At 62.5% G+C, this 25,668-nt stretch carries 26 protein-coding genes; 10 read left to right on the top strand and 16 right to left on the bottom strand.

Features of this window, described 5'->3' with window-relative positions:
* Positions 1-101 precede the first annotated feature (101 nt).
* Complete coding sequence (locus LMTR3_RS11520) at positions 102-740, top strand: TetR/AcrR family transcriptional regulator (RefSeq protein WP_245319829.1); 639 nt, start codon at positions 102-104, stop codon at positions 738-740.
* A 483-nt stretch (positions 741-1,223) separates the two neighbouring features.
* On the opposite strand, the gene LMTR3_RS11525 is transcribed toward LMTR3_RS11520, so the two are convergent.
* The gene (locus LMTR3_RS11525) at positions 1,224-1,979 is read right to left on the bottom strand and encodes an SDR family oxidoreductase (RefSeq protein WP_065745613.1); all 756 of its coding nucleotides are present in this window, start codon (positions 1,977-1,979) and stop codon (positions 1,224-1,226) included.
* Between the two features lie 137 nt (positions 1,980-2,116).
* Here LMTR3_RS11525 and LMTR3_RS11530 point away from each other — a divergent pair, with 137 nt between their 5' ends.
* On the top strand, positions 2,117-3,007 hold the full coding sequence (locus tag LMTR3_RS11530) for an AraC family transcriptional regulator (RefSeq protein ID WP_065745147.1): 891 nt from the start codon (positions 2,117-2,119) through the stop codon (positions 3,005-3,007).
* Positions 3,008-3,061: 54 nt separating this feature from the next.
* Here the strand turns inward: LMTR3_RS11530 and LMTR3_RS11535 are convergent, their stop codons facing one another.
* Both LMTR3_RS11535 and LMTR3_RS11540 read right to left on the bottom strand, forming a co-directional pair.
* Positions 3,062-3,697, bottom strand: coding sequence for a class I SAM-dependent methyltransferase (locus tag LMTR3_RS11535; RefSeq protein WP_065745148.1), 636 nt, complete (start codon positions 3,695-3,697; stop codon positions 3,062-3,064).
* A 172-nt stretch (positions 3,698-3,869) separates the two neighbouring features.
* Positions 3,870-4,370 (bottom strand): styrene oxide isomerase, encoded by a 501-nt coding sequence (locus LMTR3_RS11540; protein ID WP_065745149.1) that lies wholly within the window; start codon positions 4,368-4,370, stop codon positions 3,870-3,872.
* A 244-nt stretch (positions 4,371-4,614) separates the two neighbouring features.
* Between LMTR3_RS11540 and LMTR3_RS11545 the strand changes: the two genes are divergently transcribed.
* The 3 genes from LMTR3_RS11545 (at position 4,615) to LMTR3_RS11555 (ending at position 5,870) form a co-directional block, all read left to right on the top strand.
* Positions 4,615-5,073: a DUF3237 domain-containing protein gene (locus LMTR3_RS11545; RefSeq protein WP_065745150.1), complete on the top strand. Its 459-nt coding sequence runs from the start codon at positions 4,615-4,617 to the stop codon at positions 5,071-5,073.
* Positions 5,074-5,245: 172 nt separating this feature from the next.
* Positions 5,246-5,476 (top strand): AbrB/MazE/SpoVT family DNA-binding domain-containing protein, encoded by a 231-nt coding sequence (locus LMTR3_RS11550; protein ID WP_065745151.1) that lies wholly within the window; start codon positions 5,246-5,248, stop codon positions 5,474-5,476.
* Positions 5,466-5,870 (top strand): PIN domain-containing protein, encoded by a 405-nt coding sequence (locus LMTR3_RS11555; RefSeq protein ID WP_065745152.1) that lies wholly within the window; start codon positions 5,466-5,468, stop codon positions 5,868-5,870. The genes LMTR3_RS11550 and LMTR3_RS11555 overlap by 11 nt, the downstream gene beginning before the upstream one ends.
* An 81-nt stretch (positions 5,871-5,951) precedes the next feature.
* Here LMTR3_RS11555 and LMTR3_RS11560 read toward each other — a convergent pair whose 3' ends face one another.
* The 5 genes from LMTR3_RS11560 to LMTR3_RS11580 all read right to left on the bottom strand — a co-directional run bounded on the left by LMTR3_RS11560 (position 5,952) and on the right by LMTR3_RS11580 (position 12,295).
* Positions 5,952-7,211, bottom strand: coding sequence for a serine hydrolase domain-containing protein (locus LMTR3_RS11560; protein ID WP_065745153.1), 1,260 nt, complete (start codon positions 7,209-7,211; stop codon positions 5,952-5,954).
* A 485-nt stretch (positions 7,212-7,696) separates the two neighbouring features.
* Complete coding sequence (locus LMTR3_RS11565; RefSeq protein WP_065745154.1) at positions 7,697-8,701, bottom strand: hypothetical protein; 1,005 nt, start codon at positions 8,699-8,701, stop codon at positions 7,697-7,699.
* Between the two features lie 11 nt (positions 8,702-8,712).
* Entirely contained in the window at positions 8,713-10,308 is a 1,596-nt protein-coding gene (gene guaA, locus LMTR3_RS11570) for a glutamine-hydrolyzing GMP synthase (RefSeq protein ID WP_065745155.1), read from the bottom strand.
* Positions 10,309-10,563: 255 nt separating this feature from the next.
* Complete coding sequence (locus tag LMTR3_RS11575; RefSeq protein ID WP_065745156.1) at positions 10,564-11,862, bottom strand: RsmB/NOP family class I SAM-dependent RNA methyltransferase; 1,299 nt, start codon at positions 11,860-11,862, stop codon at positions 10,564-10,566.
* Between the two features lie 10 nt (positions 11,863-11,872).
* On the bottom strand, positions 11,873-12,295 hold the full coding sequence (locus LMTR3_RS11580) for an MAPEG family protein (protein ID WP_065745157.1): 423 nt from the start codon (positions 12,293-12,295) through the stop codon (positions 11,873-11,875).
* A 175-nt stretch (positions 12,296-12,470) separates the two neighbouring features.
* Here LMTR3_RS11580 and LMTR3_RS11585 point away from each other — a divergent pair, with 175 nt between their 5' ends.
* The 3 genes from LMTR3_RS11585 to LMTR3_RS11595 all read left to right on the top strand — a co-directional run bounded on the left by LMTR3_RS11585 (position 12,471) and on the right by LMTR3_RS11595 (position 15,281).
* The gene (locus LMTR3_RS11585) at positions 12,471-13,163 is read left to right on the top strand and encodes an acriflavin resistance protein (RefSeq protein WP_245319830.1); all 693 of its coding nucleotides are present in this window, start codon (positions 12,471-12,473) and stop codon (positions 13,161-13,163) included.
* Between the two features lie 119 nt (positions 13,164-13,282).
* The gene (locus LMTR3_RS11590) at positions 13,283-14,251 is read left to right on the top strand and encodes a dienelactone hydrolase family protein (protein ID WP_065745158.1); all 969 of its coding nucleotides are present in this window, start codon (positions 13,283-13,285) and stop codon (positions 14,249-14,251) included.
* Between the two features lie 196 nt (positions 14,252-14,447).
* Positions 14,448-15,281: a metallophosphoesterase family protein gene (locus tag LMTR3_RS11595; protein WP_065745159.1), complete on the top strand. Its 834-nt coding sequence runs from the start codon at positions 14,448-14,450 to the stop codon at positions 15,279-15,281.
* Positions 15,282-15,287: 6 nt separating this feature from the next.
* Here LMTR3_RS11595 and LMTR3_RS11600 read toward each other — a convergent pair whose 3' ends face one another.
* From LMTR3_RS11600 to LMTR3_RS11615, 4 genes are all read right to left on the bottom strand, one after another.
* A complete protein-coding gene (locus LMTR3_RS11600; protein WP_065745160.1) occupies positions 15,288-15,554 on the bottom strand; it encodes a hypothetical protein in 267 nt (88 codons plus the stop codon).
* A gap of 106 nt (positions 15,555-15,660) precedes the next feature.
* On the bottom strand, positions 15,661-16,686 hold the full coding sequence (curA, locus tag LMTR3_RS11605) for an NADPH-dependent curcumin/dihydrocurcumin reductase (protein ID WP_065745161.1): 1,026 nt from the start codon (positions 16,684-16,686) through the stop codon (positions 15,661-15,663).
* A 217-nt stretch (positions 16,687-16,903) separates the two neighbouring features.
* Positions 16,904-18,394 (bottom strand): IMP dehydrogenase, encoded by a 1,491-nt coding sequence (gene guaB / locus LMTR3_RS11610; RefSeq protein WP_065745162.1) that lies wholly within the window; start codon positions 18,392-18,394, stop codon positions 16,904-16,906.
* Positions 18,395-18,616: 222 nt separating this feature from the next.
* A complete protein-coding gene (locus LMTR3_RS11615) occupies positions 18,617-18,865 on the bottom strand; it encodes a hypothetical protein (RefSeq protein WP_028346604.1) in 249 nt (82 codons plus the stop codon).
* A 137-nt stretch (positions 18,866-19,002) separates the two neighbouring features.
* On the opposite strand from LMTR3_RS11615, the gene LMTR3_RS11620 reads away from it, so the two are divergent.
* Positions 19,003-20,481, top strand: a complete 1,479-nt coding sequence (locus LMTR3_RS11620) for a DHA2 family efflux MFS transporter permease subunit (protein ID WP_065745163.1) — start codon at positions 19,003-19,005, stop codon at positions 20,479-20,481.
* Between the two features lie 104 nt (positions 20,482-20,585).
* Here the strand turns inward: LMTR3_RS11620 and LMTR3_RS11625 are convergent, their stop codons facing one another.
* From LMTR3_RS11625 to LMTR3_RS11635, 3 genes are all read right to left on the bottom strand, one after another.
* The gene (locus LMTR3_RS11625; protein WP_084029541.1) at positions 20,586-21,404 is read right to left on the bottom strand and encodes a Crp/Fnr family transcriptional regulator; all 819 of its coding nucleotides are present in this window, start codon (positions 21,402-21,404) and stop codon (positions 20,586-20,588) included.
* 241 nt (positions 21,405-21,645) lie between these two features.
* Positions 21,646-22,329: an RlmE family RNA methyltransferase gene (locus tag LMTR3_RS11630; protein WP_057846319.1), complete on the bottom strand. Its 684-nt coding sequence runs from the start codon at positions 22,327-22,329 to the stop codon at positions 21,646-21,648.
* An 86-nt stretch (positions 22,330-22,415) separates the two neighbouring features.
* A complete protein-coding gene (locus LMTR3_RS11635) occupies positions 22,416-23,363 on the bottom strand; it encodes an alpha/beta fold hydrolase (protein ID WP_065745164.1) in 948 nt (315 codons plus the stop codon).
* A gap of 217 nt (positions 23,364-23,580) precedes the next feature.
* On the opposite strand from LMTR3_RS11635, the gene LMTR3_RS11640 reads away from it, so the two are divergent.
* Positions 23,581-24,210, top strand: a complete 630-nt coding sequence (locus LMTR3_RS11640) for a phasin family protein (RefSeq protein ID WP_065745165.1) — start codon at positions 23,581-23,583, stop codon at positions 24,208-24,210.
* Between the two features lie 297 nt (positions 24,211-24,507).
* On the opposite strand, the gene LMTR3_RS11645 is transcribed toward LMTR3_RS11640, so the two are convergent.
* A complete protein-coding gene (locus LMTR3_RS11645) occupies positions 24,508-25,551 on the bottom strand; it encodes a Ppx/GppA phosphatase family protein (protein WP_065745166.1) in 1,044 nt (347 codons plus the stop codon).
* Between the last annotated feature and the right edge of the window lie 117 nt (positions 25,552-25,668).

A 25,668-nucleotide genomic window follows, 5' to 3' on the forward strand; every position in this document is an offset into this window, starting at 1 on the left:
ATCGCCGCCCACCCTGCTCTCCATGAACACACCTTGAACAAAATTCGCACTGGGTGTAATCTTTTATTGCACTGAGTGCAATTTTGCAAGAGAATAGATTCGTGCCAGAACAGGCCATGGAAGACTCGTCTCCGAAGGAGGAAGGCCTGCGCGAACGGAAGCGGCGCGAAACGCTGCATCGCATCGCCGAGCAAGGCCTGAAACTGTTTCTGACCCAAGGCTACGAGGCCACCACGCTCGACGCGATCGCGGAGGCAGCGGGGATCTCGCGGCGGACGTTCTTCTACTACTTCAAGTCCAAGGAAGAGATTCTGCTGGCGTGGCAGGACGGCGGTTTCACCGAGACACTGCGAGCCGCCGTGCTGGAGCAATCGACCAAACAGTCACCACTCAACGCCGTAAAGAATGCCTTATTGGAGCTGACGGTCCGCTTTCAGGCCGACTACAAGCAAACCAAGGTGATCGAACACCTGATGTGCGCGAACGAGTCGCTTCGCATACGACACCAGGCGAGATATGTAGAGAAAGAACAAGCGGTATTCGACGCGCTCTGCCAGATGTGGCCGCAGCCCAAGCGGCAACCTGCGCTCCGCATCGTCGCCATGATCTCGGTCGGAGCACTACGTCTTGCGATCGATAACTGGAACCGCGACCAGGGGAAGCGACCTATCGCCATTTACCTGAGAGAGGCTTTTGCCGGCTTGAAATCGGAGATTGGAAAGGGCGTTGTCCTCGACTGACGGCCGATCCTGCGAAATGCGTCAGCGGGAACCAGTGTGGCCTAATGCTCGAACCAGCACTCTGCTCTTCCCGGAGAAGGGCTCTTTTGCCTCCGTCGCCCCGAGACGCTTCGCTTCCAAAGGACTTAGCGCCAGCACCGCGGCGCCCGAACCGCACGACTTCGCCGTACGCTCCCTGCGCGTACGTCAAGCGCGCATTCAGCGTCCACGGCATCTCGCCGCACGTTCGTGACGATCGCGAAACGCCCCTCATCTCGCCGTGAGCTGGACAGGTTTGGAGTGATTTGCCCGTCGTGCCAGTTTGTCCCAGGGGCGCTGCGGATTTGTAGCCTGCATGAGCATAGTGATATGCGGGGATAGTGGTCCCGAGTGTCGCGGATACTGTCATCGGGGCGCGCATTCCTCCGCGAACTTTCACTTCCGCTCGGGGGCGCGTGCGCGCCCCCGCACCAACATGAACGTCAACGCGCGTCGGCATACCGGTCAGATGACCTGGCCACCGGAGACTTCGATCCGCTGGGCGTTGATCCAGCGATTGTCCTCGCTCAGCAGGCCCGCGATCATCGGACCGATGTCATCGGGTTGGCCGACACGGCCGAGAGCGGTCATGCCCGCGAAGGTCTTGTTGAGATCCGGCGTATCGCGGACGGCGCCGCCGAGGAAGTCGGTCTCGATCGCGCCCGGTGCCACCGTGTTGACCGCGATGCCGCGACTGCCGAGCTCCTTTGCCATGTAAACGCTGAGCACTTCCACCGCACCTTTCGCCGCCGCATAGGCGGAGAAGCCGGGGAAGGACACGCGGGTCAGGCCGGTGGAAAGATTCACGATGCGGCCGCCATCGGCGATCAGCGGCAGCAGCGCCTGGGTGAGGAAGAACACGCCCTTGAAGTGAACGTTGACCAGCTTGTCGAACTGCGCCTCGGTCGTCTCGGTGATCGACGCCATGTCGCCATGGCCGGCATTGTTCACGAGATGATCGAATGTGTCGCGCTGCCAGGTCTTCCGAAGCATCGTCCGCAGTCGATCGGCGAACGAGGCGAAAGTAGAGACATCGCTGACGTCGAGCTGGAGGGCAACCGCCTTGCGGCCGATCGCTACGATCTCGGCGACGACGGCTTCGGCATCCTGCTGCCGGCTTTGATAGGTGATGATGACGTCGCTGCCCTTGCGGGCGATGTTGAGCGCCGTGTTCCGGCCGAGCCCGCGGCTTGCACCGGTAATGAGGGCGATCTTGGTCATGGTCATGCTCCTGTTGGGTGAGTGACCACGCCGATATGGCGCACGTGAACCCGCCTTGATTGCCTGAACCTCGGCGATCTTTGCCTAATCCTCCAGATCGAATTTACGCATCGATCTGAGCGCGATAGGATCGCCGCATGACCGACACTCTCCTCAAGGCTGTTTGCCGCTATGCGGAGGCCAATGCCGATCCGGCCGGGGTTGCCCGGACTCCCATTCCCGGGCTGACGGCCATTCGCGCGACTGCACCCAGCGGCCTCGACTACGCGATCTCGCGACCGCTCGCCTGTCTCGTGCTGCAGGGAACCAAGCACGTGACGATGGGCAATCGGGCCTTCACGTTCCGCGCTGGTGACTCTTTGCTGATCACGGCTGACGTGCCGACGGTGAGCCAGGTCAAGCGAGCGAGCATCGCCTCGCCCTACTGCTCGCTCGTGCTGGACCTGGACCCGGCGGTGATCGCAGACCTCGCCGTGGAGATGAAAGCGGCGCCGGCCGCCGATGGCGCGCCCGTGCGCTGCGAGCCGACCGATGCCGAGGTCACCGACGCGGCCCTTCGGCTGATGCGCCTGATTGAGCGCCCGGCATCCGTGCCGGTGCTGCGCGCACAATTGGTGCGTGAGATGCACTACTGGCTCCTGGCCGGACGGCACGGCGAGGCGATCCGGCGTCTCGGCTGGCCGGACGGTCGCATTGGGCGAGTGGCGCGCGCGGTCGCAGTGCTTCGGGCCAAGTTCGCTCAGCCATTACGGGTCGAGCAACTGGCGGCTGTTTCCGGGATGAGCCCGTCGTCCTTCCATCAGCATTTCCGGGCAGTGACGTCGCTTTCGCCACTGCAGTTCCAGAAACAATTGCGCCTGATCGAGGCGCGACGCCTGATGTTGTCCGAAGGGATGGCCGCAACCAGCGCAGCCTTTGCGGTCGGCTACGAGAGCGTGTCGCAGTTCACCCGGGAATACGGCCGCCTTTTCGGCTTGCCGCCGGGCCGGGAGACCAAGGCAGCCAGAGGGAATGTCGAGGCGGCTTGATTCACCCGACGCGCCGTTCACCAGTTGGGCACGATGAGAACACCAAGCCGGTTATTACTTCCTTGCCACAACGAACGGCCGCGCGTCCTTGCCACGTGAGGCATGGCGGGCGCGCTCGATGATTTCAAATCCCGCCGCCGAAATCTCGTGCTCCAGATCCTCCGCTGACAGGTACGCCACATAGGGCGCCTTGCCGACGAGCTGCATCAAGGGCAGCGCGATGCGCAGCAGCGGATTCATCTCCTTCAGACACGGCGTCTTGGAAATGAAGAGCCCGCCGGGCCGCAGCAGCCGATGAACGGCTCGGAGCGCCGCTTCGCGCTCCGCCACCAGATGCAGAACGTTGAAGCCGAAAGCGATATCGAAACTCCCATCCGGCCACGGCGCCGCCTCGGGCCGCACCACTTCGAACGTGGCGTTGCTGCAGCCTTCGGCCTTCGCCTTCTCGCGCGCGATCGCGATCATTTCGCCCGACAAGTCGGTCGCCACGATGCGCCCGACCGATGGCGCAAGTCTCAGCGCCGTCGTTCCCGTTCCGCATCCGAACTCGAATGCCGTCTCGTTCCCCTTAAGGTAATGGCGGGTCCGCTCGAGCGTGCGCTCATAGCCCGCCACATCGGCGATCGGGTCGGCGGCATATTTGCGTGCACCGCGATCCCAGAATTGCGCGTCATTTGCAACACGAAACATGGCGTCCCTCCTGCGCGGCCGCTTCTAGCATATGTGCGGGAAATGGAAACGCTAACGGCGGCGCAGGCCCGTGGGGTTGGTATCACCCGCCGTTCACCAGTTCGTCACAATGAGACAATGCGGCGGATTACCCCTTCCTCCTTCGCTCTTCGAGCTACGGCGGACAAGTTAGCTAATCCACCCTGCGAGCTTCAGTTGCCGCAGAGCTTCTCGCGCGTCCTACAGCGTTCTCATGAACCCCGTTGCCGCGAAGCCCCCAGAGGATCAGCGCAAAGGATATGATTCCCGTTGGGGCGGCTGGGTACATGACGAGTTGGATCAGCATCTCCTGAGCGTCGCTGCCACGAGCGCCGGCCGCCGCGATCGGAATGATCGAACCACCGGCTCCCAGGAGAGCCGCGATCACGAAACCGGCGATCGTTGCAAGCGCGGAATAGACGAGAAACCAGAATGCCAGCCGTGACGGCATCGATGTGAGTTTCAGCTTCGGCCAGACCAGACCCACGGCCACAAGCAACACTCCGGTGAATCCGCTGAGCGTGTGAACCGAACGGCCGAGATTGGGTGCGGCGAAATACGGCACCGCAAATCCCTGGAAGCTCGTGAAGAGGAACAGGGCCACGCCGATCTGAATCAGCCGGTGACCCTGGACGGCCAGTGCTGTCGCGCTCATGCGTTGCTCCTTTTCGGCTGTCACCGTGATGTCTAGCGCATTCGGCTATCGCACTCCCCCTCCGCGACGAGGAGCAGATAGGGCTGGAGCGCCGATATCGAAAGATGGATCCCTGCGGGTCGGGCGTAATGCGACGAATGCATGAAGCGCGTCTTGATCACGGGCATGTCTGGAACCGGAAAATCCTCGGTGATCCCGGCCAGCCAGGCCGTCCTTCGCCGGGAACGGCGCGCCTGCGCCGTCGTTGACCGATGTTGCCGAAGAGATGACCTATCGTCTGCGCGTGCGCGGTCCGATGCCGGCGACGCAAGGCTCGCCCGTCGGCGAGCGCATCTACTGGGAGATGAGCGAGGGCACACTGGAAGGTCCGCGTATCAAGGCGCGTATCGCGATGCCGGGTGGTGACTGGTACCGGCCGGGCGCGGATGGCTTTGGCCGGCCCGATGTCCGCGTCCAATTCATCACAGATGACGACGCGGTTATTCTGCTGCACTACACCGGCCTCGTGCAGATGAATGACGCTTTCACCAAGGCCGCCGAGGCGGCCAGCGCCACGCGCTTTGAAGATCACTACATGCGGATGGTGATGCGCTTCGATGCCGGCGCACCGAAATACGCCTGGCTCAACCAGCATCTATTTTTGGCCGAAGGCCGTCTCACCGGAAGAGACCAGATCGAGTACCGCATTTACCGCGTCACCTGATTGCTGCGCGCCCGAGCACCTCGAATACGGTGGATTATGCTTCCCCCTTCGCTCTTCGAGCTACGGCGGACAAGTCGGCCAACTAACTATTCCGCCCTTCGCTGCCTCCTTGACCTTCGTCATCATTGGATATACATTTTTAATGTGTATATCCATCGATGGAGAGACCAGCATGCAGGTCGCCAAATGGGGAAACAGCCTGGCGGTTCGCCTTCCCGCCGCCGTGGTTGAAGCGCTTGGGCTCAAGGAAGGCGATGAAATCGAAATCCACGTGACTGCCGAGCGAGAGTTTGGCGTGGCGCGCAAGCCAAGGCGCGACGAACTATTGAAACGCCTTCGCGCCTTCCGCGGCCGCCTCCCTGCCGATTTCAAATTCGACAGAGACGAGGCGAATGCCCGCTAGTTTTTTCGACACCAATGTCCTTGTCTACATCGCGTCCGGCGATGCCGCCAAAGCCGATCGGGCGGAGGCCGCCATTGCCGATGGCGGCTCGATCAGCGTGCAGGTTCTCAACGAACTTACCAACGTTGCGCGCCGCAAGATGCGGATGTCCTGGGACGAGACGCACGCGTTCCTGAACATGTTGCGCGGCCTGCTGACGGTTCATCCCCTCACCGTTGAGACCCACGAAACGGGACTCCGCCTCGCCGAGCGATACGGCCTTTCAATCTATGACGCGATGATAGCCGCTTCGGCGCTTCACGCTGGTTGCGACACACTCTGGTCCGAGGATTTGCAGCACGGGATGGCGTTCGATGAAGGCTTGCGTATCGTCAATCCGTTTCGCGGGGCATAGCGCGGCGGCGCAGCGCGTTGCGCTACCCTCAGCGCTGCTGATCGTCATCGTCGTGGTGACGGCATCCAGATTTTGAATAAGTCAGCCGCCGGCCATCAAATCCTTCGCCAGCGCCATGTAAGCCGGCAGCGTCACGGGGTCGTTGGCGGCGTTGCCGGCGGCGGGATGCGAGGCATAGCGAGCGATCACCATCTCGGCCTTCGGATCGATATAGATGCCCTGCCCGTGAACGCCGCGCGCCATGAAGGCGCCGTGCGCATTATGCGTCACCCACCACTGGTTCCGGTACGAGGCGCCGGGCAATGTTGTGTAGCCGGCCGGCTTGAATTTTTCGGGATCGCCGCCGCGCGCGATGTCTTCGACCACTTGAGACGGCACGATCTGGCGACCATTGAAGCGGCCGTGATTGCGGATCGTCTCGCCAAAGCGGGCGAGATCGCGCAGCGTCGTCGAAAGCCCGCCGCCGCCGCTTTCGGTGCCGATGCGGTCGACGTGATAATGCGCGTCCTCTTCCGCACCCGTCGGAATCCAGATGCGCTCCGAGAGCAGATCGGACAGCGTCATCCCGCTCGCCCGCCGGCAAATAAAGGCCAGCACGTCTGAATTGACGGTCTTGTAAGCGAAGGCCTTGCCGTGCTCGCCCCGCTTGCGCTGCGCACAGAGGAAATCGAAAATATTGGTCGCGCCCTCGTAGCCCGGCTCGATCGGCGCCATGCCGTTCGCCCGCCGCAGCCCAAACACACCTGAATTCTTGTCGGTATAGACCTCGGTGTACTCCAGGCCGGTGGTCATATCCATCGCCTCGTGCACGCGCGCATCACCGAACGCGCTGGCCTTAAGCTCCGGCACATAATCCGTGACCGGCGCCTGCGGATCGATCTTGCCCTCCGCCACCAGAATGCCCGCGAGCGTGCCGGTGAACGATTTGGTGACCGACATCGCGATGTGCGGCTTGTGCGGCTTCAGCGCGCCGAAATAGCGCTCGTAGGTCAATTTGCCCCGGTGCAGCACGGCGATGCCGTCGGCATAGGTCTCCTCGAGCATGCGCGCAAACGTCATGGGACGCCCGTCCATCGTGACCGAAGCCGACGCGCCGATATCGTGCTCCTCGCGCGGCAGCACCGACGCGGGCCCTGCCCCGCGCCAGACGTTTACGGTCGGCACCAGTTGGCGGATGTTGCTCCAGGCCCAGCGGAGTTCGGGAAAGCTGCGGAACGAGCCGCTATGGAAGGTAATGGTCTTGTCCGGCGACGGGGGAAAGCCTTGCATCCAGCCGAGTGTTTGCGGATCGGTCTCGGCGGCGGTTGCAGGCTGTTGGCTGGCGGCGATCGCGACAGGCATCGAGGCTTCCTCTCAGGAGGTGATCCCGATGTCGTACCATGCGGTCACCCACCGCACACCCCGCGTTTGCGCCGGGGTGACCGTCGTTGCAAGCGGTTGCGGAGCAGCACGTGGAGCGGGGGTAGCGATTAGCGCAACCCGCCGATCTCGCCCGACAACACGGTAGATTACGCTTTCGGCTAATCCACGCCACTCGCCCACTCGAAGGTCCGCGCATCAATGCGCGTATCGCGATGCCAGGCGGTGACTGGTACCGGCCGGGCGCGGAAGATGCCAGCATCGCGCAGCTCGTCATCAAATCTGCCCATCGCCTCCATGGCCTCGGCCGTGGGTACAAAGCCTTTCTCGCTGTCTTCGGTCGCCTTGGCGCGATCTGATCGACTCTGATCAGTAGCCGATGACGCTGAACTACGCGCATCGTCGGCTGAAATACCGTTCGCGCGGAAACGTCACCAGCAAGGCGAGCAAGCCGGACGACCGAACGCTCAACGCGACTTAGTCGTCTTGCGTTGACGTTTCAATTTAGTCCGCGAGTCGTAAGCTTCCGCTGAAGCGTTCTTAATTGATGCAAGAAGATTCGGGAGAGCATGCAAAGTGGTGATAAAGAATTGTGTTCCCATATGCCTGCAAACCCGTCCACCTCCTTGTGCAAAGTCTTGCGCAAGCCGCATGGGATCGGAGTAAAACTTGAACTTCTTACCGACGGCCGCGAGTTGCCGCTTTATTGACTCGGCCGCTTTGATCCGATCTTCGGCGCCGCTTTCGAAGATCGAACGAACGTGATCCTCGAAATCGGGACCATAGTCAGAGAATAGGATCGCAGTATCAATAGGCGCTGAAATATCGTCCAGCGTTGACGCCGACCTAATTGTTTCTATTTTCACATCTCGATTGACCAATCGAAGCGGTGCGTTAGTCACAAGTATTTTGACGAAGAAAATTGCCAGTCTGTCATCAGGATGAGACGACAAGACGATGTCAAACACTTGCCGCAGGCGCGCCGGAGCAGCATATCTTAGCTGCTGGATTCCGTGCCGGATGTCCTCTTCGACCGCGCCATTACCAAAAATCTCTATACCTTTATAAACGAAGTCTAGACGCCGCTCCATTTCGACGAACGCGTTAGCGGGCAGCTCAAACGGAGCTAAGGCGTCGAAACTGGCTACCGTCCCTCCTAATGTCGCGGTTGAAAAATCCTCATTTGGCTCTTCGAATAGGAGTAGCGTTTTTTCAGGAGACCGGTACTTGCACTCGACGAGCGCGTAAAGGCCGAATGCCACATCGTTTTCCGTTGGCCCGTACCAATTTGCCGCGATATCAACGGACCATTCCTTAACTCCAGCCACATCTCTGCGGAGAAAGCAGAAGTCGGCATCGACAGCCATATCCGCACTCGACATTAATGCGGCAACTTCGTACTCCAGCGGCACGCCAGATTTCAGCAGGTGATCTTTCCAGCCCTTTCTCGGTCCCGCTGTGGCACCGTCCATTGGAATTTCCCCTACTCCCACTCAATCGTCCCCGGCGGCTTTGACGTCACGTCGTACACCACGCGGTTCACCCCCTTCACCTCGTTGATGATGCGCGTAGCCGTGGCGCCGAGGAAGCTCATGTCGAAGGGATAGAAGTCCGCGGTCATGCCGTCGGTGGAGGTCACGGCGCGCAGGCCCACGACGTATTCGTAGGTGCGGCCGTCGCCCATCACGCCGACCGTCTTTACCGGCAGCAGCACGGCAAAGGCCTGCCAGATCTTGTCGTAGAGGCCGGCTTTGCGGATCTGGTCGATGTAGACGGCGTCGGCGTTGCGGAGGATGTCGAGCTTTTCTTTCGTGATGTCGCCGGGGCAGCGGATCGCGAGGCCCGGGCCGGGGAACGGGTGGCGGCCGACGAAGATTTCGGGCAGGCCGAGCTCGCGGCCGAGCACGCGGACTTCGTCCTTGAACAGTTCGCGCAAGGGCTCGACCAGCTTCATGTTCATGCGATCCGGCAGGCCGCCGACATTGTGGTGCGACTTGATGGTCACCGAAGGGCCGCCGGTGAAGGAGACGCTTTCGATCACGTCGGGATAGAGCGTGCCCTGCGCCAGAAATTCGGCGCCACCGATTTTCTTGGCCTCCTGCTCGAACACGTCGATGAACAGGCGGCCGATCGTCTTGCGCTTCGCTTCGGGATCACTGACGCCTTTGAGCTCGCCGAGGAAAAGCTTTGACGCATCAACATGCACCAGCGGGATGTTGTAGTGATGGCGGAACAGGTCGACCACCGTCTCCGCTTCGTTGAGCCGCAGCAGGCCGTGGTCGACAAACACGCAGGTGAGCTGGTCGCCGATCGCTTCATGGATCAGCACCGCGGCGACCGCGGAATCGACGCCGCCGGACAGGCCGCAGATCACCCTGCCCTTGCCGACCTGGGCGCGGATTTTTTCGATCGCCTCCTCGCGGAAGGCGCGCATGGTCCAGTCGCCGGTGAAGCCTGCGACCTTGCGGACGAAATTGCGCAGCAGTTTGGCGCCATCAGGCGTATGCACCACTTCGGGGTGGAACATCAGGCCGTAATATTTGCGCTTCTCGTCCTGGATCACTGCGAACGGCGCGTTCGGCGAGACGGCGGCCACCGTAAAGCCCGGCGGCATTTTGGTGATGCGGTCGCCATGGCTCATCCACACCGGGTGGCGTTCGCCCATCGACCAGGTGTCGTCGAACAGTTTGCTCGCCGTCTTCACCTCGACATCGGCGCGGCCGAATTCGCGGTGGTGGCCGCCCTCGACCTCGCCGCCGAGCTGGGCGGCGAGCGTCATCTGGCCGTAGCAGATGCCGAGCACGGGGACGCCGGAATCGAAGATTGCTTGCGGCGCGCGCGGCGAGCCTTCTTCGTGCACCGACTCCGGCCCGCCGGAGAGGATCACCGCCTTCGGCTTCATCTCCTTGAAGGCTAATTCGGCCTTCTGGAACGGCACGATTTCGGAATAGACGCCCTCCTCGCGCACCCGGCGGGCGATCAGTTGCGTCACCTGACTGCCGAAGTCGACAATCAGAATCTTGTCATGCGCCGAGGCCACCGAGGGCGTCGACTCGCGGGCTTTCTGTGCTGCTGTCATGGACAGGAATTACGCGACGAGGCGCGGCCTCGCAACCGCGGCAAAGGGCTGACCCACATTCTTTCTCGGGCATGGACAGATCGATATTAGGTAAGTATTATTGACCTAATTTGCGCCGATTACCGGGGCGCGCAACTAACGCGCTGTCGTTCCGGGGCGCGCAAAGCGCGAACTCAGGTGCGCAATTGCGCACCTGAGAACCTCGAGATTCCGGGTTCGATGCTTTCGCATCGCCCCGGAATGACGGGGACCTCCTCACGCCTTCTTCAGCACCGACACAAAAAATCCATCCGTGCCCGTCCTTCGCGGCGTCATCAACCAGCCCTCCGGCGAGCGCAGCGCAGCCTTCGCAAAATCCTCCGCTTTGTCCCACAGCACGCTCGCCGTCTCGTTCAATGGCTGAATCGAAAACTCGGGATGATGTGCCACGAAGGCGCGGACTTGTTCGCCGTTTTCGCTTGGCAGCACCGAACAGGTGACATAGGCGATGCGGCCGCCGGGCTTGACCAGGCGGCTTGCGCGATCAAGCACTTCGGCCTGGTCCTTCAAGCGAACCTCCAGCGCGCCGGGGCGCATCCGCCATTTGGCGTCGGGGTTGCGGCGCCAGGTGCCGGTGCCGGTGCAGGGCGCGTCGATCAGCACGAGATCGGCGGATGCCTTGATGTCGGCCAATGGATCAGTGTCGCCCTTCGGCGCGCGAATTTCGGCGTTGTGGACGCCGGCGCGTGAGAGCCGCTCGTAGATCGGGGCGAGCTGGCGCTTGTCGCGGTCGGTCGCGATCAATCGCCCCTTGCCTTGCATCATCGCCGCCAGCGCCAGCGTCTTGCCGCCGGCGCCGGCGCAGAGATCGATCACCTGCTCGCCGGGCTTTGCAGCGGTGAACATCGCCGCAAGCTGCGAGCCCTCGTCCTGCACTTCGATCGCGCCCTTGATGAAATCCTCTTCCGCATGAATGCCGGGATTGCGGGCGTCAGCGCCGAGTTCGATGCGCAAGCCCATCGGCGACCACGGCGTCGGTTGCGCGCCGAGATAGCCGAGCGACGCCAGCACTTTTTCGCGCTTGGCTTTGAGCGTATTGACGCGCAGATCGAGCGGCGCGCGGCTTGCCATTGCAGTTGCCTCCGCCACGCGATCGTCGCCGAACACAGCGGCCAGATGCGCATCCAGCCATTCCGGATAGTCGCCGGCGATGTGCGGCGGCGCGTCGTCGAGGGTCCGCGAGGTGAGCGCTGATCGCTCGGCCCCGGTCAGCGGCTCCGGCGCAAAACGCCCGCCGTCGCAGAGAGCCGATATCGCCTCGACATCGAGCTTTCGCTCGAGCTTCAGCATGCCGAGCACGCGCGCCCGCGGCGTGTCGGCGTCCATCAGCCAGGCGCTCGATGCCCGCCGCCGCAGCACGTCCCAGATCAGGCCGGAAATCGCTGCGCGATCGCCCGAGCCGGCATAACGATGCGCGGTGCCCCACTCCTTCAGCGCCTTTGCCGCCGGAACGCGTTGCGCGTCGATGGTGTCGATCAGTTCGATGGCAGCGGAAAGGCGGGCAGCGGGGGTCATTCAGGGCTTTCTAGATCAGAAGCAGAAGCTTCAGCGCGAAATAGATCCACATCACGAGCAGCACCAGCGCGCCGGCAAACCACGCCAGGCTGCGCTGCTGGATGTTGTTCGAGGTGACGAAAATGCCGGCATGGGCAAATCGTGTCACCACGAACACCCAGGACATCAGCACGATGAAGAGGTCGGCCCGGCGCAGCGGCAGCGCCAGCGCGATCAGGAGGTAGAACAGCAGGGGTACTTCGAACTGATTGGAGAAGCAATTGCCGATCTGGGCGACGCGGGCCGGATATTTCGGCTGTCCGAGCGCGATGTCCTTCAGGCTGGTTTCGCGGGCCTTCACCGCCTTGGTGCGGGCCGTCACCATCCAGAACATCAGCAAGAATGTGAGCCCGATCAGAACAAAGACCGGCAGCAAAACCATTTGAACCGACATGAGAATCTCCCCCGAAGCCTGCCTGAGGTCCTAAAGCAATAACGAGACGCCCCTCACCTGACAAATGCATTAACCTGGCTCGCTTGAACCACAAGGAGAACCCAGACGACCAACTAGCGAGAATTCCGATGGTTCTGGTCTCGAACCGGCCTTGGAAAGCACCCGCGAGCAGGCGATGAACATCACCTCCCCGATCCTGACCGGCGCCGGCCGCGCCGCCGAGCTGCCCGGCGATTCCGTGACCTCCCTGCTTCGGGCGGTCGGATTCAGCGACGGCCCCGACGGCGGCCTTGGCATCGTCATGTCGGCCCTGGCCGGCATCGCCGCGGCGCTGGCGGTCGCGATCATGCTCTCGGTCTATTTCCACGGTGGCCACCGCAGTCGCCACGATCTGCTCAAACACGGGCTTGCCGCTTCCGCAGTGCTGGTCCTGCTCGCCTTCGCGATCTCCGACATCAGGCACGCGGCGCAGGCCTATCTCGGCCTCAATCCGGCAAAGCCCTCGGTGGAATTTGAGATCCTCCTGCCGAAGGCGACGTTGACGACCACCGCGGACATCCAGATCGAGCTCCTCACCGACCGGAACCAGAAGCTGGCGAAGGTCCAGGAGGCGCTGGCCTCCGCGCCCGACGGCCGCAGCATCTTGCGCGGGACTGTGACGCTCGATTACCGCACCACCGAGCGCATGATGGTGCTGAACCTGCCCGGCCGGGCCCAAAGCACGTTCCGCCTGCGGCTGCCGCCAAGCCCCTCGCATTCGGAGCAGTTCGGGCCGTGGCATCTGGCCGACGGCATCGTCCCCGCCAATGGCGGCACGGTGACATCGGAGATTCATGACGCCTTCGCGATCCGATACCGCGTGCTCTGACGCCACTGAGATATAAAGATGGCGGACCGCCGGGCACATTTGCTTTGACGCCAACAACCAGCGCTCTACTGTATCCCTGACGGTCGCCGAAAGAGAGCAGCCGCGGGAGGAGTGCAACTTTGCGATTTCGCGACCAGGACATTGTCTTCGCCACCGGGGCCAAAGGGCAGAATTTCGACATTCTCACCGCCAATCCGCTCAACTACTTCCACGTCATCAGCAATTCGGCCGAGCTGCCCAGACTTGTGATCGACGGCAAGCTGTTCCTGCCGGCCTCGGATACTCGCAAACGCAACGGAAAGCTTCCACTGGTGATGGTGGTGCCAGGCAGCCTCGGCGTTGCGGCCTCGCACCTGGCGCATGCCGAAACGGTGGTTGGTGACGGCTTTGCGGCGTTTGTTCTCGACAGTTTCGGCGCGCGTGACGTGACCTCGACGGTCGCCAACCAGACCCAGTTCTCATTCGCCGCCAGCGCCTATGACGTGTTGGCGGCCTGGATGGTGCTGTCAGCCCATCCGGAGATCGACGCATCGCGGATCGGCGCGCAGGGCCACAGCCGCGGCGGCTCGGCCGTGCTGACGGCTGCGACGCGTCGCTTTGCCGATGCGGTGGTCGGCGCCGGCGCCGGTTTTCGAAGCGTGCTCGCCGCTTATCCCTGGAGCGGTCATCAGTTCCTCGATCCGTCCGTCGACGAAACCGAAATCCGCGTCATCATGGGCGATGCCGATGAATGGTGCTCGCCGATGCAGGTGCAGGGCCATTGCCAGGCCATCCGCCTCTCCGGCGGCAAGGCGACGATGCGGCTGATCGGCGGCGCGCAGCACAGTTTTGACCGCGGCACCGCCATCGAGAACGTCGCTGACGCGTCCGTCTCCCCCGCCGCGCCGACGGCCTATATCGCCAATGACGGCGCCTTCATCCATCCGCTTCAGGGCGTCGCGGAGAGCAAGCTCACCGACCGCGACCTGATGATCTACGCGCTAAAGGCCGGCTATGGCCGCAAGGGCGCAAGAATCGGAAGCCGCGACGGCGATGCCGAATTGTTTCGCGAGGACATGCTGGCGTTCTGGCGACGGACGTTGGGGTGAGGATCGTTGCCATCCCGAAAACTGTCGTCACCCGGTGACCCAGTATTCCAGAGACGCCAGTGTCTGAATCGATAGGCCGCGGCGTACTGGGTACCCCGCCTTCGCGGGGTATGACGAGTGAGTATGGGGCGAGAGTTCGGATGCGTCATCCTTTCGACGTCAGGCCCCGCTATGATCGCACGAAAAGGAATAGTGCATGTCCGAATTTCGCCTGACGCAAATTTCCGATACCCACCTCGCCCGCCGACTGCACGAACTCACCGACAACTTTCACCGCGTCAGCGAGCATATCGACGCGACGCGGCCGGACCTCGTCGTCAACACTGGCGATCTGGCCTTCGATGCGCCGACCAGCCGGGACGATCTGATATTTGCCAGGGAATTGCACAACGCGCTGCCGGTGCCGTGCAGGTACTTGCCGGGCAATCACGATGTCGGCGACAACCCGACGGAAGTCGCCCCTGCGCCGAAGGATCTGGCGACAGAGAACGAACGGCAGAACTATCTTTCCGTGATCGGCGAAGACCGCTGGCGCTTCGATGCGGCCGGCTGGTGTTTCATCGGATTGAACTCGCTGATCATGAACACCGGGATCGAGAGCGAGGCCGAGCAGTTCGGCTGGCTGGCGTCAGAGCTCAGTCGCGTGAACGGCAAGCCGGTCGCGCTGTTCCTGCACAAGCCGCTGTTTCTGAACGCACCTGATGACCCCGAAACATCAGACACGGCCATCCGCTATGTGCCGCAGCCGCGGCGCAGAAATTTGATCGAAATGTTTTCGAAGGTCGATCTGCGGCTCGTTGCCTCAGGCCACGTCCACCAGCGTCGCGACTTTACCTTTGGCCACACCCGCCACATCTGGGCGCCGTCGACAGGCTTCATCCTTCCCGAACGAATTCAGCTGGTCATCGGCATAAAGGAAGTCGGGCTGGTGGAGTATCGTTTCCAGCCCGACGCCCTTGAAGTCCGGCACGTCAAGGCGCCGGGACAAACCGATGTTGATCTGGATTCACTGATTGGCAGGAAATCCTAGAGCACCTCAGTATTCCCGCTCAACGTAGCCGTAGTAGGAACCGCCATCGGTCCACGGTGCTGTAGCAAAGGCACCTACGCGTGGAACCGGCTGAAACCGGTTACCGTAATAGTAGCCTGGTCCGGGCGTTACGTAGCCTCCCGTGGTGTAGGAGGAGTTCGGATAGTTAAACCCGATCATGCCGGGTTCCTGATAAACCGCTTGAGCCATCGCAGGAGTGGCCAGCATCGTGGCGGCAACCAGGCCGAGCGATAGTTTCTTGAAGATCGTCATTTGGCTTCTCCATCAGATGTCAGGGCCAACGACGCGTTCGGAAGGACGTTCCTCCATCAGCCTCAAGTGAGCGTGAGGTGAGTTCCCCGCAACCCGGGGGCGAGCCTCAAACTTTGTCGGGTCCGACGCGCACGAGCTGCTTACCGAAATTGGCGCCCTTCAGAAGGCCCATGAACGCAGTCGGCGCGCTCTCGAGGCCTTCGGTGACGAACTCCTTGTGCTTGACCTTGCCCTCGCGCACCCACCCCGACATGTCACGCAGGAAGTCGCCGTGGCGCGCAGCGAAATCGCTGACGATGAAACCGCGGATGGTCAGGCGCTTGGTCAATACCGCGCGCATCAGGGACGGCGCCCATTTCGGCGCCACCGCCTGCGTGTCGTTGTAATGCGCGATCAGCCCACAGACGGGAACGCGCGCAAACGCATTGAGCAGCGGGAACACCGCTTCGAACACCGCGCCGCCGACGTTTTCGAAATAGACGTCGATGCCATCAGGGCAGGCAAACTTCAGCTTCGCGGCGAGATCGGTTTCGTGGTGATCGAGACAATCGTCGAAGCCGAGTTCGTTCTTGACATAGGCGCATTTGTCCTTGCCGCCGGCAATGCCGACCGCGCGGGCGCCCTTGATCTTTGCGATCTGACCGACCGCCGAGCCGACCGCGCCGGAAGCGGCCGCGACGACGACGGTTTCGCCCGCCTGCGGCTTGCCGATGTCGAGCAGGCCCGTATACGCCGTCATGCCGGGCATGCCGAGCACGCCGACCGCGGTCGAGATCGGCGCGATTTTCGGATCGATTTTTGCAAGACCCTTGCCGTCGGAGATCGCATGCGTCTGCCAACCGGCGCGCGACAGCACGATGTCGCCCTTGGCGAAGCCGGGATTGTTCGAGGCGATCACTTCGCTGACAGTGCCTGCTTCCATCACGCCGCCGATCGGCACCGGCTGGGCATAGGACGGCCCGTCGCTCATGCGCCCACGCATGTAGGGATCGAGTGACAGCCAGATGGTGCGAAGGAGCACCTCGCCGGCGCCCGGCGTGAGGACGGGGCAATCCTCGAGGCGGAAGTCGGAGGGTTTTGGTTCGCCGACGGGGCGCGAGGCGAGAACGATGCGTTTGCCTGATGCGGACATGGATGTTCCTCCGGTTTTTGTTCTTCGTCATTGCGAGCGTAGCGAAGCAATCCATAGCTCCGCAAGCGGCGAAATGGATTGCTTCGCTGCGCTCGCAATGACGGTGGAGGGAGAATGACGTCTCACCAACGCCGTCATTCCGGGGCGCGAAGCGAACCCGGAATCTCGAGATTCCGGGTTTGATGCTTCGCATCGCCCCGGAATGACGGAGAATGCCTTACGCCCCGCCCGGATAATTCGGGCTCTCCCGCGTGATCGTCACGTCGTGGACGTGGCTTTCGCGCAGGCCCGCGCCGGTGATCCGGACGAATTGAGCCTTGGCGTGGAATTCGGCGAGGTCGCGTGCGCCGACATAGCCCATCGCGGCGCGTAAGCCGCCGGCGAGCTGGTGCATGACGTTGGCGACCGGGCCTTTGTAGGGCACCTGGCCCTCGATGCCTTCAGGTACCAGTTTCAGCGTGTCCTTGATGTCCTGCTGGAAGTAGCGGTCGGCGGAGCCGCGCGCCATCGCGCCGACCGACCCCATGCCGCGATAGGCCTTGTAGGAGCGGCCCTGCCACAGAAACACTTCGCCGGGCGTCTCGTCGGTGCCTGCGAGCAACGAGCCGACCATGGCGATGTCGGCACCCGCGGCGAGCGCTTTGGCCAGATCGCCGGAATATTTGATCCCGCCATCGGCAATCACGGGCACGTCGGCCTTCTTCGCCGCTTCCACCGCATCCATGATCGCGGTGAGCTGCGGCACGCCGACGCCGGCGACGATGCGCGTGGTGCAGATCGAGCCCGGGCCGATGCCGACCTTGATCGCGTCGGCACCCGCATCGATCAGCGCCTGCGCGCCCTCTTTCGTTGCGATGTTGCCGGCAATCACCTGCACCGCGTTGGAAAGCCGCTTGATGCGGTTGACCGCGTCGAGCACCCGCGAGGAATGGCCGTGTGCGGTATCGACCACGATGAGGTCGACGCCGGCATCGATCAGCCGCTCGGTGCGCTCAAAGCCGCCCTCGCCGACCGTGGTCGCGGCGGCGGCACGCAAGCGGCCATGCTCGTCCTTGCAGGCAAGCGGATGCGCAACCGCCTTCTCCATGTCCTTGACGGTGATCAGCCCGACGCAGCGGTACTGGTCGTCGACAACGAGCAATTTCTCGATGCGGTGCGTGTGCAGCATCCGCTTCGCCTCGTCCTGGCTGACGTCTTCGCGAACCGTGACGAGGTTCTCATGCGTCATCAGCTCCGAGACTTTTTGTTTGGGATTGGTCGCAAAGCGAACGTCGCGGTTGGTAAGAATGCCGATCAGCTTGCCGGGCGAATTCTTGCCGGCGCCGGTGACGACGGGAATGCCGGAAAAGCCGTGGTCCTTCATCAGCGCCAGCGCGTCCGACAGCATCGCATCGGGACCGATGGTCAGCGGATTGACCACCATTCCGGATTCGTACTTCTTGACCTGCCGCACCTGGGCGGCCTGCCCCTCGGGATCGAAGTTGCGGTGGATGACGCCGACGCCGCCGGATTGCGCCATCGCGATCGCCATGCGCGCTTCGGTGACCGTGTCCATCGCCGACGCGATAATCGGAATGTTCAGCGGAATCGCGCGGGTCACGTGGGAGCGGATATCGGCCTCCGAGGGCAAGATATCCGAGAGACCGGGCTTCAGAAGCACATCGTCGAACGTGAAGGCTTCACGGATACCCTGAAGTCCCTGCGCCATTGCCAACTCCTTTCGGCGGCTCGCCGCCGCGATCAGTTCTATGGATGAACGCCGCCTTCGGCGATGCTACCGGCATCGCCGTCGAATCGAAGCCCATCGGTGGGGTTGACGGTGGTCGATAGCATGGCAGCACGCCGAATCAAAGCGTTTGACGGCGATGCACAAACTTTTCGGGAAACGCCGCAATCCCAAGGGCTTAGGGGAAGAGTTTACGGGAAGGCCTTACGGCCGATAGCCCGGCGGCGGCCCGTGCTGGCGGATCGCCTCCACCACCTCGCGGTGCCGGCGGTCCTCCCGCTTCATGTGAACCGCGATCAGCGCATGCGCCGACGGCACCAGGAGCAGGACGTGGAAGATCAACCCGAAAACCAGGCAAAACACGATCAGGACCAGGTTGAAGATCGCCGAAAACGGCTGCCCGTTCAGGAGCAGCCCGAGCGGCGGCAGCAGCGCAGCGAGAACGTAGATCATCACGACCTCCAGCGGCTGGCGCGGTGCATACCAGCGTCACGCAGGATTTAGGTGGTTTGCCCGGTTTCGCAATGGCTTGTGTGACGGCGGGATGGTACAGCGCCCTCGCCTGCCTCTCTCCAGTCCCCCCGATCCCGATGGATAAGCAACGCCTGATCCCGCTGATCGTCGCCACCGCGCTGTTCATGGAGAACATGGACTCGACGGTGATTGCAACCTCGCTGCCGGCGATCGCGGCTGACATCGGCACCAGCCCGCTGACGCTGAAGCTGGCGATCACGTCCTATTTGCTCTCGCTCGCGGTGTTCATTCCGGCCAGCGGCTGGACCGCCGATCGCTTCGGTGCGCGCATGGTGTTCTCGATTGCCATCGGGGTGTTCATGATCGGGTCGATCGGGTGCGCGCTGTCGCAGAACATCACCCATTTCGTCATCGCCCGCATTCTGCAGGGCATGGGCGGGGCGATGATGACGCCGGTCGGGCGGCTGGTGCTGTTGCGCTCGATCGACAAGAGCGCGCTGGTCAACGCGATGACGTGGGTAACGGTGCCGGCGCTGGTCGGGCCGGTGATCGGCCCCCCGCTCGGCGGCTTCATCACCACCTACTTCTCCTGGCACTGGATTTTTCTGATCAACGTCCCGATCGGGCTGCTCGGCATCTTCATGGCGATGAAGTACATCGACCCGATCAAGAGCGAGGATCCCGAGCGCTTCGATCTCTATGGGCTGGTGCTGGCCGGGATTGGGCTAGCCGGCATCGCCTTCGGTCTCTCGGTCGCGGGTCTCAATCTGTTGCCCTGGCCGATTATCGCAGGCCTCGTCGCGGTCGGCACCATCTCGATGACGCTCTATGTCATGCACGCGAAACGAACCGGCTCGCCGGTGCTGGATTTCTCGCTGCTGCGGCTGTCCACCATGCGCGCCAGCATCATCGGCGGCTTCCTGTTCCGGCTCGGCATCGGCGCGCTGCCGTTCCTGCTGCCGCTATTGATGCAGGAAGGTTTTGGGCTGACGCCGTTCCAGTCCGGCCTGGTGACGTTTGCCTCGGCCGTCGGCGCCATGGGAATGAAGACACTGGCCGCACGCATCATCCGCGCCTTCGGCTTCCGCTACATGATGACGGTCAACGCCGTCATCAGCGCAGTCTTTCTGGCGGCCTGCGCATTGTTCACGGTGACGACGCCGCTATTGCTGATCTTCATCATCCTGGTGGTCGGCGGCTTCTTCCGCTCGCTGCAGTTCACCGCGATCAACACCGTCGCCTATGCCGAGGTCGAGCCGGCGCAGATGAGCCGCGCCACCACGCTCGTCAGCGTCAATCAGCAATTGGCGATATCGGCAGGCGTCGCCGTCGGCGCGTTCTCGGTGGAATCGACCATGCTGTACCAGCATGTCACGGAACTGAGTGCCGGCGTATTCCCGCCCGCTTTCCTCGTGGTTGCGATCATCTCGGCGGCGTCGGCATACTTCTTCTGGCAGATGCCCGACGACGCCGGCCACGAGATTTCAGGGCGCAAGGTCGTCGAGATCTCCAGCCGCAAGGGTGCGGAAAAAGCAGCGACCAAGAAGGCCGCCAGCGAAGGCACTGAGGACGCGCGGGATCAGCGGCTAGGGTAACACGCGGCGCACTTTCACGCCCAAATGCCGGATCTTCCCGATTCCGCGCCGAACTTCCTGCACCCGTCGAGCCGTTGAGGCCCAGCAATCCGGTCAACGACCTCTCAATGACCCCTTGGCCGTTGGCCGGTCGCTCCCCGCGTCGGAGTGCGCTGCCGCACTTTGTCCGCGTTGTCAGAGAGGGAAGCTTCGGCGCCAAGCGGCGGCGCTTTCATGTCTTCCGTCAGGACGATGCGATCGATCCTACGGCGCATGAGTTGGTAGCACTCGCATGTGGCCGCTTCGAGCCGCGGCCGGTCAATCTCGATCGAGCCCCGCCGATTGGATCGGATTCCACCCGAGGCGCGCAGCTTGCATACGACATGCGTCACCGTCGGGCGCCGCACACCGAGCAATTCCGAAAGCGTCTGTTGCGTCAGCGGCAGGATGTCGCCGGCGGCACGATCGCGGATTTGCAGCAACCATCTTGCCAAGCGCGCCGTCACCGAGTGCAGCGCATTGCAGGCTGCGACGTGCTGGAATTGGGCCATTAGCGCCCTGGTGTGGATTTGAACCGTTCCCCTCAAGGCGTTGCTGCGTTCGAGCGCCGCCTGAAACTGTGCCGGCGAAATCTGCAGCGCGGTCCCCGCCACCCGCACCACCGCCGTCATCGGAGAGCGGGAAGGTCCCAGCGTCGTCAGGACGCCCACGGCTCCTTCATTGCCAACGACGGCGGTCGCGACGGTTTGTCCGCTCGGCATATCCATCACGAAAGCGATCAGGCCGCTAAGCGGGAAATAAATCCGTTCTATTGGATCGCCCGACCGCACCAGCACGGCGTCACGTTCGAGGGTAACCAGTCGGAAATGACGCACAAGCAAATCGAGGTCTGCCGGCGGCAACGCAGCTAACAATCGATTGCCAACTCTGGCCCTCTGCTCCATCACGGGAATACTCCTTCCCAGACGGAGGCGCGGCTCGCTTGCAGAAAATTCCCGGCGGCGTTGGGGCTGCATGCGACAAACAGACCGCGCCTGAGTACTGAAATACTGAGTATTGAAATACGCCGCTACGGGAGAAAGTTCCAGGGATTCGACGCGTGATCCGGCCCAGGAATCCGGCCCGAGGCTGCAACCGCTGGAGACGCTGTCCAGTCCTTGCGCCGTCCAGGTTGTGCTTGGCAGGCTAGTTGCGGTGCCCTCGAAACCCCATCGCCAGCACGTAGCGCTCCGAGGAGTCCTGCCGGCTCGAGGCCGGCTTGACGTGACGCACGCTGGAAAAGTCGCGCTTCAATTGGCCAACGAGTTCGGCATCGGCGCCGCTTTGAAAGACCTTTGCCAGGAACGTCCCGCCGGGATTGAGCACCTCGGCGGCAAAGGCCGCGGCCGTCTCGACGAGGCCGATGATGCGGAGCTGGTCGGTCTTGCGGTGGCCGGTGGTGTTGGCCGCCATGTCGGACATCACAACATCGGCGCGCCCGCCCATCATTGCGATCAGCTTTTCGGGTGCGTCCTCGGCCAGAAAGTCGAGCTGCGCGAAATCTACGCCGGGAATTTCCGGCATTTCCAGCAGATCGATCGCGACCACTTTGCCCTTGCCATTGATCGCGCCGACGCGCTTGGCCGCGATCTGGCTCCAGCCACCGGGGGCAGCGCCGAGATCGACCACGGCGTTGCCGGGCTTGAGAAACCGATATTTGTCGTCGATTTCGATCAGCTTGTACGCCGCCCGCGAGCGATAGCCCTCCCGCTTGGCCTTCGCCACGTAGGGATCGTTGAGCTGCCGCTCCAGCCAGAGCTTTGACGACAACTTGCGCTTGCCCGCGCTCTTGACCGTGACGTGCAGCCGTCCGGTGGTGTCTTTCGCCATATCGATACTTGTCTTGAAAATGCCAGCCCGGACCCGGAGCCTGGAATCAGTAGCACGGAAGTGGATGCGCATTGAAGCGCCAGCCCCTATTTGACCATCGCGATTTCCAGGGACTCGACAGCCTGAGCAATAGAGGTGCTGTCAGCATAGGTTACCATGTGTCCAGCACCCCGGATGAGATGCAGGTCGGAACGACCCAGCACCTCATGTAGACGGCTAGCCTGCTCGGGCTCGATAATCTGGTCCGCCGTTCCATGGAAGATATGGACCGGGCACCGAATGCTCGGATAACGAGACTGGAACCGCGCTGCTTCCAGAATGAGGAACGCGCTTTCCTCAGCGGCCGCCCTTAGCTGCTTTGGCCTGAGCGTCAGGGACGCGGGAAAGCCATGCTTGAAGTTTTCCGGGACAGAGCGGGGCGCAAAGAGCTTGCGAATGAGGGCCGGCAAAATGGCCCATGAGATAAGCGGTGCGACCGTGTAGCGGAGCAGATCCCCAAACACCGGTACCGCTGGACCTGCCACCATCCAGAAGTCCCACCGAGGTGTTGGGAAGTAATATCCGGAAGCAAGCACAAGACCTCGGATCGGGTACTCCTTTTGAAATCCGATCGCAGCAGCGACTAGCGCACCCCAGGAGTGGCCGAGCACGACGGGATCGCGCACGCCGAGCTGATCAAGGGCTTTTACGAACAGCGCCGCCTGGGTCGTTGCTGTCCAGATCCGCGCACGCGGCCGCTGGCTGTATCCGAAGCCCGGCCGATCAAAGCATATGACCCGGCTGCGGCTGGCCAGACGATCCACAAGTCCGCTGATGATGAAATCCTGAATCATCGCGCCGTTGCCATGGAACAGCACGACGCACCGAGCTGTCGGGTCACCCCGTTCGAGGTAATGCAGCCGCACTCCATCGCACTCCATGAAGCGGCCGATCGGCGGGTTCTTTCGTTCGGTCAAGAACGAGAACACTATATTCCCAATCACCAGAACAAGAAGGACACCCCAAACGGCTAAGATAACTTCGGCAGTGGACATCGCTGAGCCTCATGCCGTGCGTAGCGATATGAATTGCGGCGGGTGAAGAGCCAGTCTGCGGCATAACCGCGACATGTTGCAGACGTTCCTAAGCAGTCGTTGCGACCTAAACGAGAAGGGCGGAAAAAATCGGAAGGCGTGGAACGGTCTCACAACGATTGCGTTGCTCGGGTCGGAGCTGGGGGAGTCATCAACCTGCAATCAGCGGAGAAGTCAGATGGCAAACCCACGCCAAGAGGAAAAGTCTACCCAAGGCATGGAAGACGCAGCACGCCGCGCCGGCGAGAGGACTGCTGAACAGGCCAGCCGGTTCGGACAAGCTGCAGCCGAGCAGACGACGCGCGCCGGACAAGCGGCGGCCGAAGCCGGCGAACAAGTGGCCCGGGCCAGTGCCACCCTATTCCAGCAAAATGCCGAGACCCTGCAGAACACCTGGCGCTTCGGCCTGGATATGGCGACGACCGTGATGGGGCGGTCGACGGAGCAACTCGGTCGCACGCTCGGCCTGTCAGGAGACGGAGTGCAACAGGCAACCGAACGATCGGCCCGCAACGCGCAAACCATCCTTTACACCGGCACAACGGCTGCCAAAGTGATGGGTGGCATTTCGCAAGAATACCTGCAGTTGGTTCGGCATCAGGTCGAGACGAGCATGGACCGCATGAATGAACTGTGGGCCTGCCGAACCCCTCAGGAGGTCGCAGCCGTTCAGACGGACCTAGTACGTGAGACCGTGGGATCTGTTCTGGAGAGCAGCCGTCGGATCGCCGACATGTCGCTCAAATTGGCCGACGATGCCGGAAAGCAGATTAAGCAGAATATGGAAGAGATACGGCGTGCCGCCTAGATTTACTGCGTAAGCCCCTCATGGTGAGGAGCGCCAACGGGTCCGCGCATAGCGCGGCCCGATGACAGGCTCCGCGCGTCTCCGGACGATGCTTCGCATCGCCGGGAGAACCATGAGGCCCCCATCTGTGGCGTACATCCTTCGAGACGCCCGCTTCTCGCGGGCTTCTCAGGATGAGGGTTTGAACAGGCTATACGCTGTAGAAATAGCGCGGCCTTCCGGCTCAGCTTTCAGGCAAGAGCGGTTGGCTTTTCAGCCGCTCTTCCCTTGATCGGGCATAGCCCAGGACCCCACACATCAGCACGGCCGCAGCGCGCCGTCCTCGCGCATCATCTCCACCAGCATGCCCTCGCGCAGGCCCCGGTCGGCGACGCGGAGCCGAGGCAATGGGAACGCATCGCGGATCGCGTCGAGAATGGCGCAGCCGGCCAGCACCAGGTCGGCGCGCTCGACGCTGATGCAATTATTGTTGGCCCGCTCCTGATAGCTCATGCCGAGCAGCCGCTGGATCACCGCCGTGACGTCGGGTCCGTTCATCCAGATGCCATCGATGCGCCGGCGGTCGTAGCGCGCCAGATTGAGATGGATGCCGGCAAGCGTCGTCACGGTGCCCGAGGTACCCAGCATATGCATGTCGCGCAGATCGTTGCCGTGCTCGGCCGCAAACGGCGCCACATAATGCGCGACTTCGCGCACCATCCGGGCATAGGATTCCGCCGTGACGTCACGTCCGCCGAAATGCTCGGCCAGCGTGACGACGCCGAGCGGGACCGACATCCACGCCTTGATGCGCGGCACGGCGTTCTGCTCTTCCGGATCGCGCTCGATCCGCACCAGCTCGGTGGAGCCGCCGCCGATGTCGAACAGGATCGCGCCCCGCCCTTTGGCGTCGAGCAGCGGCGAGCAGCCGATCACGGCCAGGGTTGCTTCGGTCTCGCGATCGATCACCTCGAGCCGGATGCCGGTCTCGCTCGCGACGCGGGCACGAAAGCTGTCGGCATTGGCGGCGGCTCGGCAGGCTTCGGTTGCGATCAGCCGCAGGCGCTTGGCCTTGCGGTAGCGGATCTTGTCGCTGCAGATGCTGAGCGCTGCGATGGCGCGCTCGATCGCCGCTTCGCTGATGGAACCGGTTGCGGAAATGCCCTCGCCAAGCCGGATGATCCGTGAAAACGAATCCACCACGCGAAAACCGTCGCCGGCCGGGCTGGCGATCAAGAGCCGGCAATTGTTGGTGCCAAGGTCCAGAGCGGCGTAGACACCGTTTGCCGTGGCCGCCGCAACCGCCCCTGACGGGCTGGCGCGGGCCTCAAGGGCTTCGCGCAGCCGCGTATCGTGGTTCATCAAAACTGTCTTTCCGCAGGCCCCGTCGGGCCGCCGAAGAAAAATTACCGTTCACGGAAACTTTAGCAGCGCCAAGGGGCTACGCAACAACCCATCACATAGGACTATGCCCAATCA

This window comes from Bradyrhizobium sp. LMTR 3 (assembly GCF_001693485.1).
Classification (GTDB): domain Bacteria; phylum Pseudomonadota; class Alphaproteobacteria; order Rhizobiales; family Xanthobacteraceae; genus Bradyrhizobium.

Excerpts from the sequence above, each read along its gene's own strand:
- curA (WP_065745161.1), bottom strand. The coding sequence starts at position 16,686 with ATGTCCGCATCAGGCAAACGCATCGTTCTCGCCTCGCGCCCCGTCGGC.
- LMTR3_RS11525 (WP_065745613.1), bottom strand. The coding sequence starts at position 1,979 with ATGACCAAGATCGCCCTCATTACCGGTGCAAGCCGCGGGCTCGGCCGG.
- LMTR3_RS11540 (WP_065745149.1), bottom strand. The coding sequence starts at position 4,370 with ATGAGCGCGACAGCACTGGCCGTCCAGGGTCACCGGCTGATTCAGATC.
- LMTR3_RS11615 (WP_028346604.1), bottom strand. The coding sequence starts at position 18,865 with ATGATCTACGTTCTCGCTGCGCTGCTGCCGCCGCTCGGGCTGCTCCTG.
- LMTR3_RS11530 (WP_065745147.1), top strand. The coding sequence starts at position 2,117 with ATGACCGACACTCTCCTCAAGGCTGTTTGCCGCTATGCGGAGGCCAAT.
- LMTR3_RS11600 (WP_065745160.1), bottom strand. The coding sequence starts at position 15,554 with ATGACGATCTTCAAGAAACTATCGCTCGGCCTGGTTGCCGCCACGATG.
- LMTR3_RS11555 (WP_065745152.1), top strand. The coding sequence starts at position 5,466 with ATGCCCGCTAGTTTTTTCGACACCAATGTCCTTGTCTACATCGCGTCC.
- guaA (WP_065745155.1), bottom strand. The coding sequence starts at position 10,308 with ATGACAGCAGCACAGAAAGCCCGCGAGTCGACGCCCTCGGTGGCCTCG.
- LMTR3_RS11625 (WP_084029541.1), bottom strand. The coding sequence starts at position 21,404 with ATGGAGCAGAGGGCCAGAGTTGGCAATCGATTGTTAGCTGCGTTGCCG.
- LMTR3_RS11575 (WP_065745156.1), bottom strand. The coding sequence starts at position 11,862 with ATGACCCCCGCTGCCCGCCTTTCCGCTGCCATCGAACTGATCGACACC.
- LMTR3_RS11585 (WP_245319830.1), top strand. The coding sequence starts at position 12,471 with ATGAACATCACCTCCCCGATCCTGACCGGCGCCGGCCGCGCCGCCGAG.
- guaB (WP_065745162.1), bottom strand. The coding sequence starts at position 18,394 with ATGGCGCAGGGACTTCAGGGTATCCGTGAAGCCTTCACGTTCGACGAT.
- LMTR3_RS11630 (WP_057846319.1), bottom strand. The coding sequence starts at position 22,329 with ATGGCGAAAGACACCACCGGACGGCTGCACGTCACGGTCAAGAGCGCG.
- LMTR3_RS11565 (WP_065745154.1), bottom strand. The coding sequence starts at position 8,701 with ATGGACGGTGCCACAGCGGGACCGAGAAAGGGCTGGAAAGATCACCTG.
- LMTR3_RS11550 (WP_065745151.1), top strand. The coding sequence starts at position 5,246 with ATGCAGGTCGCCAAATGGGGAAACAGCCTGGCGGTTCGCCTTCCCGCC.
- LMTR3_RS11595 (WP_065745159.1), top strand. The coding sequence starts at position 14,448 with ATGTCCGAATTTCGCCTGACGCAAATTTCCGATACCCACCTCGCCCGC.
- LMTR3_RS11645 (WP_065745166.1), bottom strand. The coding sequence starts at position 25,551 with ATGAACCACGATACGCGGCTGCGCGAAGCCCTTGAGGCCCGCGCCAGC.
- LMTR3_RS11635 (WP_065745164.1), bottom strand. The coding sequence starts at position 23,363 with ATGTCCACTGCCGAAGTTATCTTAGCCGTTTGGGGTGTCCTTCTTGTT.
- LMTR3_RS11560 (WP_065745153.1), bottom strand. The coding sequence starts at position 7,211 with ATGCCTGTCGCGATCGCCGCCAGCCAACAGCCTGCAACCGCCGCCGAG.
- LMTR3_RS11580 (WP_065745157.1), bottom strand. The coding sequence starts at position 12,295 with ATGTCGGTTCAAATGGTTTTGCTGCCGGTCTTTGTTCTGATCGGGCTC.
- LMTR3_RS11535 (WP_065745148.1), bottom strand. The coding sequence starts at position 3,697 with ATGTTTCGTGTTGCAAATGACGCGCAATTCTGGGATCGCGGTGCACGC.
- LMTR3_RS11640 (WP_065745165.1), top strand. The coding sequence starts at position 23,581 with ATGGCAAACCCACGCCAAGAGGAAAAGTCTACCCAAGGCATGGAAGAC.
- LMTR3_RS11620 (WP_065745163.1), top strand. The coding sequence starts at position 19,003 with ATGGATAAGCAACGCCTGATCCCGCTGATCGTCGCCACCGCGCTGTTC.